The organism is Rhodovulum marinum, assembly GCF_004343075.1.
Lineage (GTDB): Bacteria > Pseudomonadota > Alphaproteobacteria > Rhodobacterales > Rhodobacteraceae > Rhodovulum > Rhodovulum marinum.
Window position 1 is genome coordinate 77,391 of record NZ_SLXP01000002.1, and the last position, 17,620, is coordinate 95,010.

Consider the following 17,620-nt stretch of genomic DNA (forward strand, 5'->3'; position numbering starts at 1 on the left):
CCCCTTTCCCTGGTGGGTTGCCTGCGGTTCGCTGCGCCCCCGCCATATCCCTTGCCCCGTGGCGGGATCAACCGGGCACTGCGCCGGTCGTGCCCGCGGGCCGACCGCTCAGCGCATCGCGCCGCGGCCAGGCCAGCCACCGGCGGCCCGCACCGGCCCCTGGCCGCGCCGCCCCGCCGCGGCGGGGCGCGCCACCGCCCGCCCGGGCGGGGCCGTCCACAGCCGGTGGATCAGGCGCACCAGCCGGGCGGCATCGGGGTTGCGCGTGGCCGGGCGCTCGGGCGGCAGCGACCGGGGGCGCTCGACCCCCGGATCGCGGCGCATCGCCGGCCAGCGCACCATGTCCAGCCTGCCGTCCAGCGTCTCGACCACCGCGGTGTGACAGTCCCCCGGCCCGCGCGCCCCGGTCCATGACCCGCAATTGGCAAAGACCAGCCCGCCCCGCCCGGACAGGCCCGGCACGTGGCTGTGGCCGCAGACGATGCCGTCCATCCCGTCCTCCCTGGCCCGGCGCAGCGCGCATTCGGTATAGCGCCCCACCAGCGACAGCGCGTTGGTGGCGATGGCCTTGCCCAGCGACCAGCGGATGCGCCGTCCGCCCACGACCGTGATCTCGGCGCGCGGCCGGACCAGCGCCTTTTCGCCCAGCCACGACCATATCCGATCGGCAAGCTTGGACGTTCCCCGCACCAGCCCCCCGTCGAACTGGTCGCCATGCATCACCAGGTACCGCCGCCCGTCGCCGGCGCGATGCACCGCACGTTCCTCCACCCGGATGCCGAACCGGCGCAGCAGCACCGGCCGGAACAGCACCGCCAGCAGGTCGCGCAGCTTTTCGTCGTGGTTGCCGGTCAGCACGGTGATCCGCACCTGCCGCGCGGCCAGCTCCAGCAGCAGGTCCAGGAACGCGCTGTAGTCCTGCGACCAGTACCAGCGTTTCTCCAGCTTCCAGCCATCCAGGACGTCGCCCACCAGGTACAGGTTGTCGAACCGGTGGGCGCGCAGAAAGGCGTTCAGCGCGCGGATATCCGCCCCCTTGTAGCCCAGGTGCATGTCGGACACGAACACGCTGCGCACCCGGCGCGCGCCCTGCCCGGTCACCGCATCAACTCCGACGCATGACGGCGGAAATCGCGGGCGACCTTTTCCCAGCCATAGCGCGTCCGCGCCACGGCGTGGCGGTCCTGCCGCGTGCCGGGACTGGCCAGCGCGCGGGCCACCGCCGCGCCCAGGTCGTCGTCGGCCGCGCCCAGCCGCGCGTCGCCCCCGATGATGTCCCGCGGTCCCGGCACGTCATAGGCCGCCAGCGCCAGCCCCGAGGCCAGCGCCTCCAGCAGCACGTTGCCAAAGGTGTCGGTGCGCGAGGGAAAGACGAACACATCCGCCGCGCGATAGGCCTCGGCCAGCGGCGCCCCGACCAGCATTCCGCGGAAGGTCACCTCGGGATGGGCCGCGCGCAGCGCCGGCAGCGACGGCCCGTCGCCCACCACGACCTTGCGCCCCGGCACCTTCAGCGACAGGAACGCCTCGATGTTCTTTTCCGGCGCCACCCGGCCGACATAAAGCAGGACCGGCTCGCCCCCTGCCCCGGCCTCGTCCGCGCGCGGGTGAAACAGCACCGGATCGACCCCGCGCGACAGCCGCACACAGCGATTGGCGAACCCCCAGCCCCCCAGTTGCGCCTCCAGCGCCGGGGTCGCGACATAGATGAACCGCGCGGGCGCGTGAAACCGCCTCAGCGCCGCGATCGCGCCCGCCTGCGCCCGGGCGCGCAGCGGGCGCGGCGCGCGCACCGCCACATAGGCGGGGAAATTGGTGTGGAACGCGGTCGAGAACGCCCGCCTGTTGCGCAGGCACCACCGCCGCGCCGCCCAGCCCAGCGGCCCCTCGACCGGGATATGGATCGCCTGCGGGTCGAACCGCTCGATCATCGCCCCAAGCTGGCCGGGACGCGGCAGCGCCAGCCGGATCTCGGGATAGGAGGGCAGCGCCGTGTTGGCGAAATCCGCCGGGCCGATGACGCGCATCTCGCAGTCGGTGCCGTCGAACTGGCGAATGATGTTTTCATAGGTGCGCACGACGCCGTTGACCTGCGGCGCCCAGGCATCGCTGACGATCAGGATGCGCCGGGGCAGCGCCGCATCCCCCTGCACCTGCGCCGGCCCGGTGGCCTCGCGCGGCCGGTTCGCGCCCGTTTCCGTCAGGAGTGTCGACACGGAACCTCCATTCCTTCGCTTGCCCCGGACCACCGCCGGTTTGTCGGCTTCGCATAAATCCGGTCTGTAACGCGGGTATGTCAGCGGTTGGCCGGCCGGCGTGGCGATTTCGGCATCCCGGGCGGCACCGCGGCGCAAACGTCGCAGGAATGGGCAGAACTCCGCCGACGCCTTTGGCAATACCCGGCATCGCGGCTTTGCGCCCTCCGCCTGTTTCGTTTTGTCGCTGACAATGAATGGGGCTTGAAATGACCACGTTTACTTTATTAACTTTGTAAAGCTTCGGAATTCCGCCGACGACCTCATAACACTGTTACGAAATTAATCTTCCAGCGATATGCAATGAACAAACCATTCGACCGCATGCAGAAAATAGACGCTGTTCAGTCCCGAATGGCGCGCGCTGCCACCGGCCTCGGGGTGCGCGACCTGGCCAAGGCCGCCGGCGTCTCGCCCGACACGATCGCACGTCTCGAACGGGGCGAGCGGCTGAAGCCCAAAACCCTGGCGATCATCCGCCAGGCGCTCGAGGCGGCAGGCGTGGATTTCTTCGAGGAAGAAGACGGGACCGTGGGCGTCCGGCTTCGCAATAACAAGTAAAACCCGACCGTTAGCCAATATCGCATTGGCGGCGCATCGCGGATCGCCCGCGTCCGCCGCCCAGGGACGGGGCCGATCCGAACGCCGCGCCCGGCGAAACGAAACGGCCGACGCTTTGCGGACATCTTGCAGACCTTATTCAGGCGTGCCCCGCCCACGGCCCGCAATCGCCTTTGCAAGTCCGCAGTGCGACCTGTCATCGAAGAAAGATCGTTCAAAGCTGAACAAATGTCCCCAACCGGCGCGATCGTGTCCCCGGGAATACAGGCATTCGAATTTTTCTAAAAGGTCAAGGGGATCGCACACCCCGTGGGAAAGGCAATGGAGACCCGGCGAAACCTGTTTTCCGCGACAGGATTTGGCGCAACTTCCCTTTCCCGCTTATTCCCGCCTTGCATGCACAAGATCTTTTTTTCCTTCCCGCACAGGTACTTTCCGATTTCCCGGCAGCGGGTGCCGTTACGTCACTTTCGCCCGGAAACGGTGCCCCCTCCCGGCCCCGGGGCCGGATGGCAACGCTTTACTCGGGCGGCCGGTTGCGGGAACCTGTCCCGATCCCCAGGAGACGCGGTTCCAATGGCCTACCGGTTCCTGACCTTCGAGCTCGACACCGGGCGGCGCGAGCTTCTGGCCCGGGGCCATCCCGTCGCGCTGCCGCCCAAGGCGTTCGACCTGCTGGCCTATCTGGTGACCCATCACGACCGTATGGTGCCCAAGGCCGAGCTGATGGACCGGTTCTGGCCCGCCAACACGACCGAGGCGGCGTTGCAAAAGGCAATCAGCCAGGTGCGCAAGGCGCTGGGCACGGCCGATCCCGGGGGCGGCGCGGCGCTGCGCACCTATCACGGCCGCGGCATCCGGTTCGCCGCGCCCGTCACCGACACCGCGCCGCCGCCCGCCGCCCTGCCGCCGCCCGGCGACCCCCGCCCCGACGCCCTGCCGCTGGACGAACGCCACCCCGCCACGGTGCTCTGCGTGACGCTCGAAACGGGTGCCGGCCCCGCGGCCGCGGTCGAGACGCTGCTGGCCCGGGCCCGCGACATGGTCGAGCGTCACCAGGGCCGGCTGTTGCGGATGATGCTGGACGGGTTCACCGCCGCCTTCGGCCTCGACCCGCTTTACGAGGACGGGGCGCGGCGGGCGGTGCATTGCGCCGCCGCGCTGGCCGCGCTCGATACCGTGCCGGACGGCGTCGACTGGCGCTTCGGGCTGGACAGCGGCGCGCTGCGCCCGGCCGACAGGGGCGCCTGGGCCCTGCCCGGCGAGATCGAGCGCGGCGCCATCGCGCTGGCCGAGGCCGCGCAGCCCCGCCATGTCCTGCTCAGCGCCGCGGTGCGCGACCAGCTGCGCGGCGAGGCCGACACCGCGCCCGCCCGCACCGGGTTCCGCCTGGTCTCGGTCGCGCCGATGCGCGCAGGCATCCCCGCCCGCCCCCGCGCCCGCCCGCCCCGCTTCGTCGGCCGCACCGCCGAGATGACCTTCCTCGCCGCCCAGCGCGACATGCTGCTGGCCGGGCACGGCCAGGCGGTGGTGCTGTGCGGGCCGGCGGGCATCGGCAAGACCCGGCTGGTGGCGGAATTCCTCGCCGGGCTGGACGGGGCGGCGCTGCGCATCGAGACGGTGCATTGCCTGCCCGCGCTGTCCAACACGCCCCTTGCCCCGATCCGGGCGCTTTGCCGCGCGCTCTGCGCGCTGCCGCCCGCGGGCACGGTGACCGACGCGGTCGACGCGGCCCTCTTGCAGGATCTCCTGGGCGCCGCCCCGCCCGAGTCCCCCGCGCTTCAGACCTTGTCCGACCACCAGCGCCGCCAGCGCGGCCGCGCGCTTGTCGACCGCATCCTGACGACCCATGGCGCCGACCGCCCGCTGGTCATCGTGTTCGAGGATGTCCACTGGCTGGATGCGACCTCGCGCGATTACCTCGACCACCTGCTGGCCGGGATCGACGGCAAACGGCTGATGGTGGTGCTGACGACCCGCCCGACCGAGGCCCCGCCGCCGGCCGAAACCGTGCTGAACCTGTCCTCGCTGGGCCGCGCGGAAAGCCTCGCGCTCCTGCGCGAGACCTGCCCCGAGGCGGACCTCGCCGCCGAGGCCGCGCAAATCCTGGTGGACCGCGCCCAGGGCAACCCGTTCTTCATCGAGGAACTGGCGCTTGCCGCGCGCGCCGGGGGCGATCCGGCGGTCGATCTTCCCGGCACCGTGCAGGCGGTGATCGCGGTGCGCATCGGCGCGCTCGACCCGTGGCTGCGCCGGCTGGTCTATGTCATCGCGGTGATCGGACCGCCCGCGCCGCCTGCACTGGTCGCGCATCTTCTGGGCCAGGACCCGGCCCGGATCGCGCCCGGCATCGCCGATCTGGTGCGCCGCGGCTTCGTCCATGACGGCCCGGCGGGGCTGGGCTTTCGCCACATCCTGATCGCCGACGCCGCCTATGCCATGGTCGCGCCCGCCGACCGCACGCGCCTGCATGGCCGGATCGCCGCCCACCAGGAAACCGCGGGAACCGACCCGCCGCCCGACCCCGAGCGGCTGGCCTGGCACCACCAGGAGGCGGGCGCGCGCGACCGGGCGATCCCCTGCTGGATCGCGGCCAGCCGCGCGGCGCTGCACCGCTCCGCCCGGACCGAGGCGGTCGCCTTCGCCGAAAGCGGGCTTGCGCTGATCGACCCCGACACGCCCGACGACGCGCGCCACGAACTGGACCTGCTGTTGTGCCTTGCCCCCGCGCTGACCGCGCTGCGCGGTTTCGGCTCCCAGGATGTCGGGCGCACCTATGCCCGCGCCGACCGGCTGAACCGGCGGGTCGGCACGGTGCGTTCGGAAATCCGCGTCCGGGTGGGGCTGTGGATCCACACATGGGTGCGCGGCCGGCTGGCCCAGTCGCTGCGCCATGCCGACAGGCTTCTGGCGCTGGCCGACCGGATCGGGGATCCCGCGCTGACCCTTCAGGCCCATGCCAGCCGGGGCCAGGTGCTGATGCATCGCGGCACGCTGGCCACGGCGCTGAATCACCTCGCCACCGGGCTGGCCGCGATCGAGACCGCGCCGCCCGCCACCATGCCCGCCCAGAACGCGGCCACCTCCTGCGCGGCCTACGCGTCCTGGGTGGCGCGGATGATGGGCCGCCAGGCCCAGGCGGCGGCGTTCCTCGACCGCTCGCGCGCGTTGGCCGAGCTGCAGGAAAACCCCTTCGCCGCGGCGATCCATTTCGCGCTCTGTTCCGAAAGCTACATGGTCGCCGATGACGTGCCGGCCTGCCTCGACTATGCCGACCGCGCCGTTGCCCTCAGCCGCGACCATGATTTCGCGTTCTGGCTGGGCACCGGGCTGGTGATGCGCGGCTGGGCGCTGGGCCGGCAGGGCGCGCATCACGCCGCCTTCGCCGCCTATGACGAGGGCATCGCCGTGTTCGAGGCGACGGATGCGCGGGTGCAACTGGCCAACTGGCACGGGCTGCGCGCCGAAACCCTGCTGGCGGCGGGCCGCGACAGGGCGGCACTGGGGGCCGCGCAGCACGCGCTGACCTGCGCCAGGCGGGCCGAGGATGTGTATTTCACCCCCCGCATCCACGCCGTCGCGGCCCGCGCGCAGGCCCGGCTGGGCCACCCGGACCGGGCCGCCGACCATGACCGCCAGGCCGCCGCGCTGGCGCGCCGCTTCGGCATGGGCGCCCATGTGCTGAACCTGGCCCTGCCCAACTGACCGCCGCGCTCGGGCAACCATGGTCAGAACCCGGTCAGGATTCGGTCAGGACTCCGCGCCGCCGTTCCCCCTACCCTTTCCCAGCGTCGCCCCCCCGGCGCAGGGGCGCCGGCGGGGCGGGAGGAAGGGGCCAGACCATGACCATGTCGAACCACCCGGACAGGACCACCGCGCCAACCACCGGCACCGCCGTGTCGGCCCTGACGCCCCGGGCGCCGACGCCCTCGCCCGGCTGGAAACCGTCACATCATTTCCGCGAGACCCGTATGAAACACCTGATTGCCTCTGCCACCGTGCTGGCCGCACTGGCCACCGCCCCCGCCGCCCGCGCCGCCCCCATCGATGCGCTCAGCTACCTTCAGGTCCGGCACGGCTTTGCCATCGCCGGCGGCGCCGCGCCCGCGGGCATCGTGTCTTCCGTCTCGGGCCCGACCATCGACCGCAGCAATCACAGCATGATCGGCGATGCCGCCGCCACGCTGGCCGCCGACAGCCTGACCGCCACCGTCGGCTGCGCCACCTGCGATCCGCCCTACCCCTACGAGGAAACCGGCCAACACCGCACCAACCGGCCCGACCCCACCGAATTCGCCGATGCCCGCCACGACATCGACTCGCTGATCGTTCAGGACACCGGCGCCGCCTTCTTCGCCATCGGCGAACGCCAGATCACGGCCAGCGGTCTTGCCCAGGCGCGCCTCACCTCGACCCCCGCCCCGGCCGCGGCCCAATCGTCCTTCACGAATGCCCGGGTGAACAGCTTTTCGAACCAGGGCAGCCAGACGGTGGCCTTCAACATCCTGGGCCATTTCGACGTCGACCTTCTGGCCCGCTATAGCGGCGCGGACGGGTTCGCGCGCACCAGCACGGTGATCGAGCTGCTGTTCTCCGGCATCGCGGCCGATGCGCTGACCTACCTGCCGCTGGATACCTATTTCCTCACGACCGACGACACCGCCCCCGGCGCCAGCGTGACCGAGGCGCTGGTCGCGAACCAGCCCGGCACGCTGGGGCTGCGCTTCTCGGCCAGCACGACGGCGCTGGGCGATGGCGGCTTTACCGAGGCCACGCTGGAGGCCGAACATGCCTTCCTTCTGCGCCTCAGCCTCGCCCCGGGCGAAACCGCGCTCATGACCACCGCCTATACCCAGGCGAATGCGGTCGAATACCTGCCCGCGCCGGTGCCGCTTCCGGCGGGGATCGGGCTTCTGGGGGGCGCGCTGGGGCTTTTGTCGCTGCTTCGGGCGCGGCGCGCCCCGCACGCGCCCGGTTTTTCGCACTGACCAAGTGGAGGAGACCATGTTCCGCGCCAGGATCCTGACCGTCCTCGCGGCATTCGGCCTGGCCGGCCCGGCCCTTGCCTGCGACCTGCCCGCCACCCGGCCATCCTTCGTCGATACCGCGCCGCGCGCCGGGTTCGACACCGCGCGTTTCGCCGACGAGGTGGCCGAGGCGCTGGGCGACCGCTTCATGGGCTATGCCGTGACGCTGCGCGCGCGCTCGGGCGCGGTCATCGCCCAGGTCAATCGCGGCTATGCCCGCACCCCCTGCGAGGACGGCGGCGCCAAGACATTCAATGGCCGCACCGTCTCGCCCATCGGGTCTGTGTCCAAGGCGCTGACCGCGGCGACCGTCATCCACCGCGCCGAAACCCTGGACAGCGTCTCGCTGGACGATCCGTTCCGCGACTACCTGCCCGCGCGCTGGCGCCCGGCGTTGCACGCCTCGCTGGACCCGGTCACGCTGCGCAACCTGCTGGAACATCGCGGCGGCTTCGCCAAGTCGGGCAAGACGCTCTGGGGCCACGAATTCACCCTCGAGGAACGCTATGCGCTGGGCGAGGAAAGCTATCTCGTCCGCGCCCAGGACATCGCCAAGGGCAGCCGCACCTGCGTGCCCGCCCCGGTCACCCGACGCTGCTATGCCAACACGTCCTTCGCGCTGTGGAACGTCAGCACCGCCTCGCTGACGCCGCGCAAATGGGCCACGATCGAGGCCGCCTATCAGCCCGGCGAAATCACCTATGACAGCTACCTTCTGGTGCATGCCTACCGGCTTTATCGCGAGACGGTCGAAAAGGTGCTGTTCGACCCGCTGGACGTTTCGGGGGGCTGCAACGTCTATACCGACCCGATGCACCGCGCCTTTACCTATGACGGACCCGACAGCGAACGCGGCACCGACCGGGCGGACCCGGGCCGGCCCTGCGCCATCGGCGGCTGGTTCATGTCCACCCGCGACCTGTCGGCGGTGATCCACCGCATCGCCACCACGCGCGAGGTGATCGACGCCAATCACGACCTGATGTTCTCGTCCGGCGACGACCGGCTGGTCTTTGCCAGCCGCACCCGCGTCGCCGACGGCTTTGCCGTGGCCCATAACGGCAGCCGCTGGGGCGGCGACGCCAAGGCCGAGGTGATCGTGTTCCCGAACGGCTATGTCGCCGCCGCCATCGCGAATTCCTCGGCCGGGGGCGCCGGTCCCAACCTCCGCGGCGCGCTGGTGCGGGGCTATGACGCCGCGGTGACGCCGACCGTCCGGGTGCCCACCCCCGGCGATATCGGCCTGGCCCGGCCCACGCCCTAGCCCGCGCCGCCCGCTACAGGCCCAGCCCCCGCCAGGCATCGTTGATCGCGCCCGCCGTCGTCCACCACACCGCATCGCCCCCCCGTTCGCGCATGTGGCCCAGCGCGCGGTCCAGGTGCTTCAGCCGGTGCGGATGCCCCATCAGGTAACCATGCAGCGCGATGCCCATCACCAGCGGCCGGCGCGCGCTTTCCTCCAGCATCACGTCGAAGGCATCGCAGATCATGTCGGCGAACTCGGCGCCCTCGCGCTTGCGCCCGACGATCTGGGGAATGTCGTTCAGCTCTTGCGGATAGGGCACCGACAGGATGCGGCCCGACCGTGTCGCCATCCAGACCGGCTGATCGTCGTGGCACCAGTCCAGGAGGTAGTCATACCCCGCCTCCTGCAGCAGGTCGGGCGTGACCGCGCTCTGGCTGATCCACGGGCCCAGCCAGCCCTTGGGCGCCCGCCCCTCGCGCGCCGTTAGGATGCGGGTCGCCTCTTCGATCAGCGCGCGTTCCTCGGACTCGGCCAGCACGCCCTGCCGTTCCGCGTTGGTCCGCCCATGGCCCGCGATCTCGTCACCGCGGGCGCGGAACGCCTCGACCAGCCCCGGCGCCTCGTCATACAGCCACGCATTGGCCAGCACCGTGGCGGGCACCCCGTGCCGGTCGAACAGCTCCAGCATCCGCGGCGCGCCCACCCGGTTGCCGTAATCCCGCCAGGCATAGTTCAGCACGTCGGGCTGCGGCCCGCCCGGTGCCAGTTCCGCCCCCAGCCCCTCGCCGAAGGCGAAGCATTCCAGGTTCATGCCCAGGTAAACCGCCAGCCGCCGCCCGCCCGGCCAGTCGAAATCCGGGCGGTCCGTGATCGCCGAATAGGCATAGCGGCCGTGATGGGGCAGCCGTGGCATGGCGCGTCCTCCTGTCGCACAACGTCTCCCCGCGTAGTGCCATCGCCCCGCCCCGAAGTCCTGCGAAAGTTTTGCGCAAAAGCCGTATTTTTCGGCTGAAATCCGGGGCGCTTTACGATTTTCGCCGCCTCGGACCATCCGAATTCCGGCCCTCGCCTCGCCGCCGCGCGGCGAAACGTTAAGCCCAACCCCATCGCAGGACATCCATAACGACAAGGGGACCGAACATGGAGCGTCGCAAGTTTCTGACCACCGCGGGGATCGGCATCGGGGGCGCGGCGCTGGCCGCCCCGTCCGTCGCCCGCGCCCAGACCATCAGCTGGAAGATGACCACCGCCTTCCCGCCGGGCCAGCCGTTCTATTCCACCGGCCCCGGCTCGCTGACCGATTTCACCGACCGGGTGCGCGCCATGTCCGGCGGCGCGCTGGATATCCAGGTCTACCACGCCGGCGAACTGGTCCCCGCCTTCGAAGGCTTCGACGCCGTCCGCCAGGGCATCGTCGAGATGAACGGCTGGGTCAGCTATTTCGGCGCGGGCAAGGTGCCCGCCGCCCAGTTCTTCGGCGCGGTCCCCTTCGGCATGTCGACCCAGGGCCAGAACGCGTGGTTCTACATCGGCGACGGCATCGACCTGTGGAACGAGACCTATGAACCCCTTGGCCTCGTCGCCATGCCCGTGGGCGCGACCGGCGTCCAGATGACCGGCTGGTTCAACAAGGAAATCAACTCGCTCGACGACCTTCAGGGCCTGCGCATGCGCATCCCGGGCCTCGCCGCCAAGGCCTATGCCCGCGTCGGCGTCGACGTGAAACTCCTGCCGGGGGGCGAGATCTTCCCCGCCCTCGAACGCGGCGTGATCGACGCGGCCGAATGGGTGGGCCCCGCGCAGGACAAGATCCTCGGCCTGAACAACGCCGCGAAATACTACTACACCACCGGCTGGCACGAACCGACCACCGTCACCGAACTGGCCATCAACAAGGCGAAATGGGACAGCCTCGGGTCCGAGCTTCAGGCCATCGTCACCAACGCCGCGGCCGCCTGCAACGTCATCTCGCACAGTTGGGCCGAGGCGAACAACGCCGCCGCGCTGGAAGAGTTCAAGGCGAGCGGGACCGAACTGCGCGTGCTGCCCGCCGACGTGGTCGCCGCCCTGAAACGCGAGATGGGCCCGGTCTACGACGAACTCGCCGCCCAGGACCCGCAGTTCAAGAAGGTGATGGAGAACTACTTCGCCTTCAAGGAACAGCACGACATCTGGGCCGCCGCCTCGGAACAGGTCTGGCATTCGGAACTGCGCGACGCCTGAGCGGCGCGGGAGGACCGGCCCGGGCGGCATCCCCGCCCGGGCCGATAACACGGAACGGGGCAGGACATGACACGGGCACTCGCCATCGCGGATGGCATCGACAGGCTGACGCGCCTGGCCGGCCGGCTGGCCGCGGCGCTGTTGCTGGCCCTGGTGGCGCTGGTCTTCTTCAACGTCTTCGGGCGCTACGTGATCGGCGGCAGCCCGGTCTGGGCGCAGGAACTGGAATGGCACCTGATGGCGCCCATCGCGCTCTTGGGCATCACGGTGCTGATGCTGGAAAACGGCCATGTCCGCGTCGACATGGTGTTCGAACGCCTGCCCGAGCGCGCGCGCCACGCGCTCGACCTGTTCTCGATGCTGGTGGGCGCGGTGATCGCGCTTTTGCTCATCAAGTATTCGCTGGGCTTCGTCGACAGCGCCTGGTCGATCCGCGAAGGCTCGCCCGACCCGGGCGGGCTGCCCGGGCGCTGGCTGCTCAAGGGGATGATCCCGGTCGCCTTCGGGCTGTTCGCGCTGCAATGCCTGGCCAACGCCATCCGGCACGCCGCGGCGCTGCGCGGCCGGGGGGCGTAAGACATGGGCGAACTCTTGGCCGTCCTGATGATCCTGGGCTTCATGCTGGCGCTGTTGATCGGCATGCCCGTGGGCATCGGCATCGCGCTGTCGGGCTTCCTGTTCGGCTGGATGGGGTTCGGGGATTTCCTGTTCAACCTGGTCCCCGCCCGCATCTACGGCGTTGTCACCAAGTACGAATTCCTCGCCATTCCCCTCTTCGTCTACATGGGCGTGATGCTGGAGAAATCCCGCGTGGCCGAGGACATGCTGGACGTCATCGGCCGGCTGTCGGGGCGGCTCCATGGCGGCATGGCGGTGGCGCTGATCGTCGTCGGCGTGCTGATGGGGGCCTCGACCGGCATCGTGGGCGCCACGGTCGTCACGCTGACCATGCTCACCATGCCGGTGCTGTTGAAACGCAACTATGACGGCGGCCTTGCCTCGGGCGCGATCTGCGCGTCCGGCACGCTGGGCCAGATCATCCCGCCCTCGCTGGTGCTGATCCTTCTGGCCGACATCATGGGCGAAAGCGTGGGCACCCTGTTTGCCGCGGCGATGGGGCCGGGGCTGATGCTGGCACTGCTCTATATCGCCTTCATCCTGGCGCTGGGCCATTTCCGCCCCGCCCTGATGCCCCCCATCCCCGAGGCCGAACGCAACGACATTCGCGGCCTTGCGCTGGCCCGCAAGGCCGTCCTCGCCCTCGCCCCCCCGCTCCTGCTGGTGGGTGGCGTCCTGGGCACGATCATCGGCGGCCTTGCCGCCCCGACCGAGGCCGCGGGCGTCGGCGCCGCGCTCTCGATCCTGATCGCCGCGCTTTACCGCCGCCTGACCCTGCGGATGATCTGGGACGCCGCCCAGTCGGCGCTGCGAATCTCGGCGATGATCTTCTTCATCCTGATCGCGGCGCAGGTGTTTTCGGTGGCATTCCGCGGCCTGCATGGCGAGGATCTCGTGAAGGACACGCTCGCCCTCCTGCCCGGCGGCGAGACCGGGGCGCTCCTGTTCCTGATGCTGCTTCTCTTCGTCCTCGGCTTCTTCCTCGAATGGATCGAGATCAGCTATATCGCGCTGCCGCTCCTGCTGCCGTTCTTCGTCGAGGCGGGCACCGACATGGTCTGGCTCGCAGCCCTCATCGCGCTGAACCTGCAGACCTCGTTCCTGACGCCGCCCTTCGGCTGGGCGCTGTTCTTCCTGAAAGGTGCCGCGCCGCCCGGCGTGACGACGCGGATGATCTATCGTGGCGTGCTGCCCTTCATCGCGATCCAGGTCGTCGCGCTGGTGCTGTTGTTCCTGGTGCCCGGCATCGCCACCTGGCTGCCGAACGCCATCGGCTGGTAGCGCCCGTCACTTGGTCAGGATCAGCTTGCCGCCACGGGTGATGCGCAAGGTATAGGCCGTGCCGTCCAGCACGATCCGCGCGCATACCCCGCCGCCGGTCAGCACCCGCGCATCATGCGCGGGCAGCGGCGGCGGGCAGTCCTCTTCCGTCGGCTCGGGGGTCTGGCTCATCCGTGCGCTCCGCGCGGGCTCAGGGGCGGTGCTCGACACGGTCCAGCATGTGCTCCAGCACACGCGAACCCGAGGACACCTCGAACAGGCCCATCGCGGCCATCTCGTGCAGCAGGTCGCGCAAATCGCCGAACTCGGGCGAGACGCGGGCGGGACGGGACGGGCGCCGGGCGGCGCCGGGGCAGGTTTCGGCAAGGCTCATGGTCAACTCCTCCTGGAACGGTGGACTCCGGGCTGGTCCCGAGGGGTTGGCTGGGAATCTGCCCCCTAAAACTGACTTAAACTGTCAGGTATGTAAAGCCCCGGCCGCACCACCAGGCCGGTCACGATCCCGTCAGCGGCACGCCGCCCTTGGCGCCGCCCCCGCCCCGCGGCTAGGCTGGCCCCATGCGCACCCGCACCCGGTTCCCCCACCCCGTCACCGTCCATGACGACATCGCCATCCCCATGCCCGATGGCACCCGCCTGTCCGCCCGGCTCTGGCGGCCCGAGGGCACCGATGACCCGGTGCCGCTGATCCTCGAACACCTGCCCTACCGCAAGCGCGACGGCACCATCGCGCGCGACAGCCTGACCCACCCGTGGTTCGCGGGCCATGGCTATGCCTGCCTGCGCGTCGACATGCGCGGCAACGGCGACAGCGACGGGCTGATGGCCGACGAATACACCGAAACCGAATTGCAGGACGCCTGCGACGTCATCGCCTGGGCGCGGGCACAGGACTGGTGCACGGGCGATTGCGGGATGATGGGCATCTCCTGGGGCGGGTTCAACGCGCTGCAGGTCGCGGCGCGGCGCCCGCCGGGGCTCAAGGCCATCGTCACCCTTTGTTCCAGCGCTGACCGCTTCGCCGACGACATCCATTACAAGGGCGGCTGCCTGCTGGGCGAGAACCTGGGTTGGGCGACGACCATGCTGGGCTATTCCGCGCGCCCGCCCGACCCGGCGGTGGTGGGCGACCGCTGGCGCGCGATGTGGCTCAACCGGCTGGAACACCAGCCCTTCCACCTGTCCGACTGGCTCGCCCACCAGCGCCGCGACGCCTATTGGCGGCACGGCTCGGTCTGCGAGGACTGGGGCGCGATAAAGGCCGCGGTTCTGGCCATCGGCGGCTGGCATGACGGCTATCGGAACACGGTGGCAAAGCTGGTCGAAAACCTCGACGCCCCGGCCAGGGGCATCGTCGGCCCCTGGAACCACAAGTATCCCCATATCGCCGAACCCGGCCCGACCATCGGCTTCCTGCAAGAGGCGCTGCGCTGGTGGGATCACTGGCTGAAAGGCCGCGACACCGGCGTGGACCGCGACCCCGCGATGCGCCTGTGGCTGATGGACAGCGTGCCGCCGGCCCGCCACCTGACCCACCGCCCCGGCCGCTGGATCGCCGAGGCCGACTGGCCCGCCCCCGGCATCGCCCCGCGAACGCTCCACCTGACCGATGCGGGGCTGGCGGCGGCGCCCGCCCCCCTTTCCGCCCGCGTCGCCTCCCCCGCCGATTGCGGCGCGGCGGCGGGCGAGTTCTTCCCCTTCGCCTATGGCCCGGAACTGCCCGACGCGCAGAACGCCGACGACGCCCGCTCCGCCTGTTTCGACGCCCCGCCCGCCGCGGCCGAGACCGACATCGTCGGCGCCCCGCGGATCGCGCTGACCGTGTCGTCGGACCGGCCGCAGGGCCAGATTGCCGTGCGCCTGTGCGATGTCTTTCCCGACGGCACCTCGGCGCTCATCACCCACGGCGTGCTGAACCTCGCGCACCGCGCCTCCCACGCCGCGCCCGAACCGCTGCCGCCCGGCGACCCGGTCGCGGTGGAACTCGACCTCGACCAGATCGCCTATCGCCTGCCCGCGGGCCACCGGCTGCGGGTGGCGATTTCCACCGCCTGTTGGCCCTTCCTCTGGCCCGCGCCCGAGGCGGCAACGCTGACGCTCCACGCGGGCCATGTCGCGATCCCGATCCGCCCCACCGCCACCGGCGACGAATGGGCCTTCGAACCCGCCGAGGGCGCCCCGCCCTGGCCCGCCGAGACCCTGCGCGCCCCCGCCTTCACGCGCGAGACGTCACAAGACCTCGCCACCGGCGAAACCCGCCTGGCGATCACCCATGACGCGGGCGCGATGCGCGATGCCGGCCATGGGCTCGCCACCTCGTCGATCACGCGCGAGCGCTGGACGATCCGCCCCGACGATCCACTGTCGGCCACCGCCGAGATGCAGATCGAGAAAGAGATGTCGCGCGGCGACTGGGCCGTGCGCACCCGGGGCACCACCCGGCTGACCGCCGATGCGACCGATTTCCACCTCTCCGCGCGGCTCAGGACCTACGAGGGCGAGCGGCTGATCTTCGACAAGAGTTTCGACGGCACGATCCCGCGCGACAACCTGTGACGGGCGCGACGCAAACGCCGCGCCCGCGTCCCGATCAGGCGAACCACCAGCGTTCCACCGACTTGTAGCCGTCGTTCTCCCAGTTCCCGGCGATCACCTCGGGCGTCTGCACGCCCCGGCCCGCGCCCATGATGTAATTGGCGAACATCGGCACGATGGACCCGCCATCATCATGGATCAGGCGCTGGCACTCGAAATACATCTCGGCGCGCCTGGCCTCGTCCAGTTCCGCGCGGGCCTCGACCACCAGGGCGTTGAACCGGTCCGCGGCCTCGGTGCCGCGCCAGGCGGTGTCGTTCCATTCCTGGTCTTCGACATAGCCCGAGGAGAACATCCAGTCACAGGTCGGCCGCCCACCCCAGTAGCAGGCGCACCAGCCCTTCTTGTTCCAGACGTTCGACCAATACCCGTCGCTGGGTTCGCGCACGATCTCGACCTCGATCCCGCATTCCGCCGCCGAGGCCTGCAACAGCTGCGCCGCGTCCAGCGCACCCGCAAAGGCCGCGGTCGATGCCGAAAGCTGGATCGGGCCGGAATGGCCGGATTTCTCGTAGTGGAACTTCGCCTTGTCGGCATCGAACTCGCGCTGTTCCAGCCCCTCGGCATGGAACGGCACGATGGGCGAAATCGGGTGGTCGTTGCCGATCGTGCCGTGGCCCAGCAGGATCTTGTCGACCATCTCCTGCTTTTTCACCGCGTATTTCAGCGCCATCCGCAGGTCGTAATCGCCGAAGGGCGCCGTATCCAGCCGCATCGGGAAGGTATAGTGCAGGTACCCAACCTGCTCGATGATGTTGACGTTCGGCGCGCGCTGCAGCAGCGCAACGGTCTTGGGGTCCAGCCGGTCGGCGGCACTCACCTCGCCCGACATCAGCGCGTTCTGCCGCGCGGTGACATCGATGATCGAGACCAGTTCCACCTCGTCGAAGAACGCCGCATCCTCCTTGAAATAGTTCGGGTTGCGCGTCGCCTGCATCCGCACGCCCGGCTCGAAGTTCCGGATCACGTAGCCGCCCGTGCCGATCCCCGCCGTGGGGTCGATTTCGCCGTCCTCGCTGGGCAGGATAAGCAGGTGGTAATCGGTGATGACAAAGGGGAAATCGGCGTTCGGCGCGTCCAGGTCGAACACCACCACGTCCTCGCCGTCCTTGCGGATGTCGGTGATCGACGTCAGCAACCCCTTGGCCGCCGATTTCGACGCTTCGCCCCGGTGATAGTTGATCGAGGCGATCACGTCGTCGGCGGTCATCGTCTTGGCGTTGTGGAACTCCACCCCCTTGCGGATGCGGAACGCCCAGCTCTTGCCACCGTCCAGCGCCTCGTAGCTTTCGGCCAGTTCCGGGCGCAGCGACCCGTCGGGGGCGACCTCGATCAGGTTGTTGCCATAGGTGAACCCGGTATTGGTCATCATCCCGTTTTCATAGGTCGCCGGGTCCAGGCTGTCGGTGGTCGACCCGTGCGCCATGCCCAGGCGGAACGTCCCACCGCGCTGTGGCGTCGCCGCCCGGGCCCGATCGGCCATCGACAGCGCGGCCGGCACCGCCACGCCCGCGGCCACCAGCGAGGTGATGAAGCTGCGCCGGTCGATGCGGCCCCGGGCAAGCTGTGCCTTGCGCTGCGCAATGAACGCGTCTTTCCGATCGGTCATCGGGGGATCCTCCCGTTGGATGGATGTCGTTTTTTGGCTTCCGAAAGACTGCGCCCAAACGCGCCGCCATGGCAAGCCGATATCGGCACCCGCGCCCCATCCCCATCAACCCCTTGTTTCATATGGATTTCGATGCCGTTGCCATTCCGGCCCGACGTGGTCTACCCTGCACCCGCCGTTCGGGCAGTAATACAAAAGCGACACG

At 70.0% G+C, this 17,620-nt stretch carries 14 protein-coding genes; 8 read left to right on the forward strand and 6 right to left on the reverse strand.

What is annotated here, in order from left to right; all coding sequences use genetic code 11:
• Positions 1 to 108: 108 nt before the first annotated feature.
• Positions 109 to 1,101 carry a UDP-2,3-diacylglucosamine diphosphatase gene (locus EV662_RS03515; RefSeq protein WP_132460765.1) on the reverse strand — a complete coding sequence of 331 codons (993 nt, stop codon included), beginning with the start codon at positions 1,099 to 1,101 and terminating at the stop codon, positions 109 to 111.
• Complete coding sequence (locus tag EV662_RS03520; RefSeq protein ID WP_132460766.1) at positions 1,098 to 2,216, reverse strand: glycosyltransferase family 4 protein; 1,119 nt, start codon at positions 2,214 to 2,216, stop codon at positions 1,098 to 1,100. Before EV662_RS03520 ends, EV662_RS03515 begins: the two co-directional genes overlap by 4 nt.
• Before the next feature lie 342 nt (positions 2,217 to 2,558).
• On the opposite strand from EV662_RS03520, the gene EV662_RS03525 reads away from it, so the two are divergent.
• The 4 genes from EV662_RS03525 (at position 2,559) to EV662_RS03535 (ending at position 9,107) form a co-directional block, all read left to right on the forward strand.
• A complete protein-coding gene (locus EV662_RS03525) occupies positions 2,559 to 2,816 on the forward strand; it encodes a helix-turn-helix domain-containing protein (protein WP_243695758.1) in 258 nt (85 codons plus the stop codon).
• 576 nt (positions 2,817 to 3,392) lie between these two features.
• Positions 3,393 to 6,521, forward strand: a complete 3,129-nt coding sequence (locus EV662_RS20005; RefSeq protein WP_165915506.1) for an ATP-binding protein — start codon at positions 3,393 to 3,395, stop codon at positions 6,519 to 6,521.
• A 137-nt stretch (positions 6,522 to 6,658) separates the two neighbouring features.
• Positions 6,659 to 7,804, forward strand: a complete 1,146-nt coding sequence (locus tag EV662_RS19430) for a hypothetical protein (protein ID WP_165915507.1) — start codon at positions 6,659 to 6,661, stop codon at positions 7,802 to 7,804.
• A gap of 16 nt (positions 7,805 to 7,820) precedes the next feature.
• Complete coding sequence (locus EV662_RS03535; protein ID WP_165915508.1) at positions 7,821 to 9,107, forward strand: serine hydrolase domain-containing protein; 1,287 nt, start codon at positions 7,821 to 7,823, stop codon at positions 9,105 to 9,107.
• Positions 9,108 to 9,120: 13 nt separating this feature from the next.
• Here the strand turns inward: EV662_RS03535 and EV662_RS03540 are convergent, their stop codons facing one another.
• Positions 9,121 to 10,002, reverse strand: a complete 882-nt coding sequence (locus EV662_RS03540) for a polysaccharide deacetylase family protein (protein WP_132460769.1) — start codon at positions 10,000 to 10,002, stop codon at positions 9,121 to 9,123.
• A gap of 227 nt (positions 10,003 to 10,229) precedes the next feature.
• On the opposite strand from EV662_RS03540, the gene EV662_RS03545 reads away from it, so the two are divergent.
• The 3 genes from EV662_RS03545 (at position 10,230) to EV662_RS03555 (ending at position 13,211) form a co-directional block, all read left to right on the forward strand.
• Complete coding sequence (locus EV662_RS03545) at positions 10,230 to 11,312, forward strand: TRAP transporter substrate-binding protein (RefSeq protein ID WP_132460770.1); 1,083 nt, start codon at positions 10,230 to 10,232, stop codon at positions 11,310 to 11,312.
• A 66-nt stretch (positions 11,313 to 11,378) separates the two neighbouring features.
• The gene (locus EV662_RS03550; RefSeq protein WP_132460771.1) at positions 11,379 to 11,888 is read left to right on the forward strand and encodes a TRAP transporter small permease subunit; all 510 of its coding nucleotides are present in this window, start codon (positions 11,379 to 11,381) and stop codon (positions 11,886 to 11,888) included.
• A gap of 3 nt (positions 11,889 to 11,891) precedes the next feature.
• Positions 11,892 to 13,211, forward strand: coding sequence for a TRAP transporter large permease (locus EV662_RS03555; RefSeq protein ID WP_132460772.1), 1,320 nt, complete (start codon positions 11,892 to 11,894; stop codon positions 13,209 to 13,211).
• Positions 13,212 to 13,217: 6 nt separating this feature from the next.
• Here the strand turns inward: EV662_RS03555 and hemP are convergent, their stop codons facing one another.
• Entirely contained in the window at positions 13,218 to 13,382 is a 165-nt protein-coding gene (gene hemP / locus EV662_RS03560) for a hemin uptake protein HemP (protein WP_132460773.1), read from the reverse strand.
• Positions 13,383 to 13,401: 19 nt separating this feature from the next.
• Entirely contained in the window at positions 13,402 to 13,584 is a 183-nt protein-coding gene (locus tag EV662_RS03565) for a hypothetical protein (protein ID WP_132460774.1), read from the reverse strand.
• Positions 13,585 to 13,769: 185 nt separating this feature from the next.
• Between EV662_RS03565 and EV662_RS03570 the strand changes: the two genes are divergently transcribed.
• Entirely contained in the window at positions 13,770 to 15,767 is a 1,998-nt protein-coding gene (locus tag EV662_RS03570; RefSeq protein WP_132460775.1) for a CocE/NonD family hydrolase, read from the forward strand.
• A 34-nt stretch (positions 15,768 to 15,801) separates the two neighbouring features.
• Here the strand turns inward: EV662_RS03570 and EV662_RS03575 are convergent, their stop codons facing one another.
• Positions 15,802 to 17,415 carry an ABC transporter substrate-binding protein gene (locus EV662_RS03575; protein WP_132460776.1) on the reverse strand — a complete coding sequence of 538 codons (1,614 nt, stop codon included), beginning with the start codon at positions 17,413 to 17,415 and terminating at the stop codon, positions 15,802 to 15,804.
• Positions 17,416 to 17,620 lie beyond the last annotated feature (205 nt).

Excerpts from the sequence above, each read along its gene's own strand:
- EV662_RS03525 (WP_243695758.1), top strand. The coding sequence starts at position 2,559 with ATGAACAAACCATTCGACCGCATGCAGAAAATAGACGCTGTTCAGTCC.
- EV662_RS20005 (WP_165915506.1), top strand. The coding sequence starts at position 3,393 with ATGGCCTACCGGTTCCTGACCTTCGAGCTCGACACCGGGCGGCGCGAG.
- EV662_RS19430 (WP_165915507.1), top strand. The coding sequence starts at position 6,659 with ATGACCATGTCGAACCACCCGGACAGGACCACCGCGCCAACCACCGGC.
- EV662_RS03535 (WP_165915508.1), top strand. The coding sequence starts at position 7,821 with ATGTTCCGCGCCAGGATCCTGACCGTCCTCGCGGCATTCGGCCTGGCC.
- EV662_RS03540 (WP_132460769.1), bottom strand. The coding sequence starts at position 10,002 with ATGCCACGGCTGCCCCATCACGGCCGCTATGCCTATTCGGCGATCACG.
- EV662_RS03545 (WP_132460770.1), top strand. The coding sequence starts at position 10,230 with ATGGAGCGTCGCAAGTTTCTGACCACCGCGGGGATCGGCATCGGGGGC.
- EV662_RS03550 (WP_132460771.1), top strand. The coding sequence starts at position 11,379 with ATGACACGGGCACTCGCCATCGCGGATGGCATCGACAGGCTGACGCGC.
- EV662_RS03555 (WP_132460772.1), top strand. The coding sequence starts at position 11,892 with ATGGGCGAACTCTTGGCCGTCCTGATGATCCTGGGCTTCATGCTGGCG.
- hemP (WP_132460773.1), bottom strand. The coding sequence starts at position 13,382 with ATGAGCCAGACCCCCGAGCCGACGGAAGAGGACTGCCCGCCGCCGCTG.
- EV662_RS03565 (WP_132460774.1), bottom strand. The coding sequence starts at position 13,584 with ATGAGCCTTGCCGAAACCTGCCCCGGCGCCGCCCGGCGCCCGTCCCGT.
- EV662_RS03570 (WP_132460775.1), top strand. The coding sequence starts at position 13,770 with ATGCGCACCCGCACCCGGTTCCCCCACCCCGTCACCGTCCATGACGAC.
- EV662_RS03575 (WP_132460776.1), bottom strand. The coding sequence starts at position 17,415 with ATGACCGATCGGAAAGACGCGTTCATTGCGCAGCGCAAGGCACAGCTT.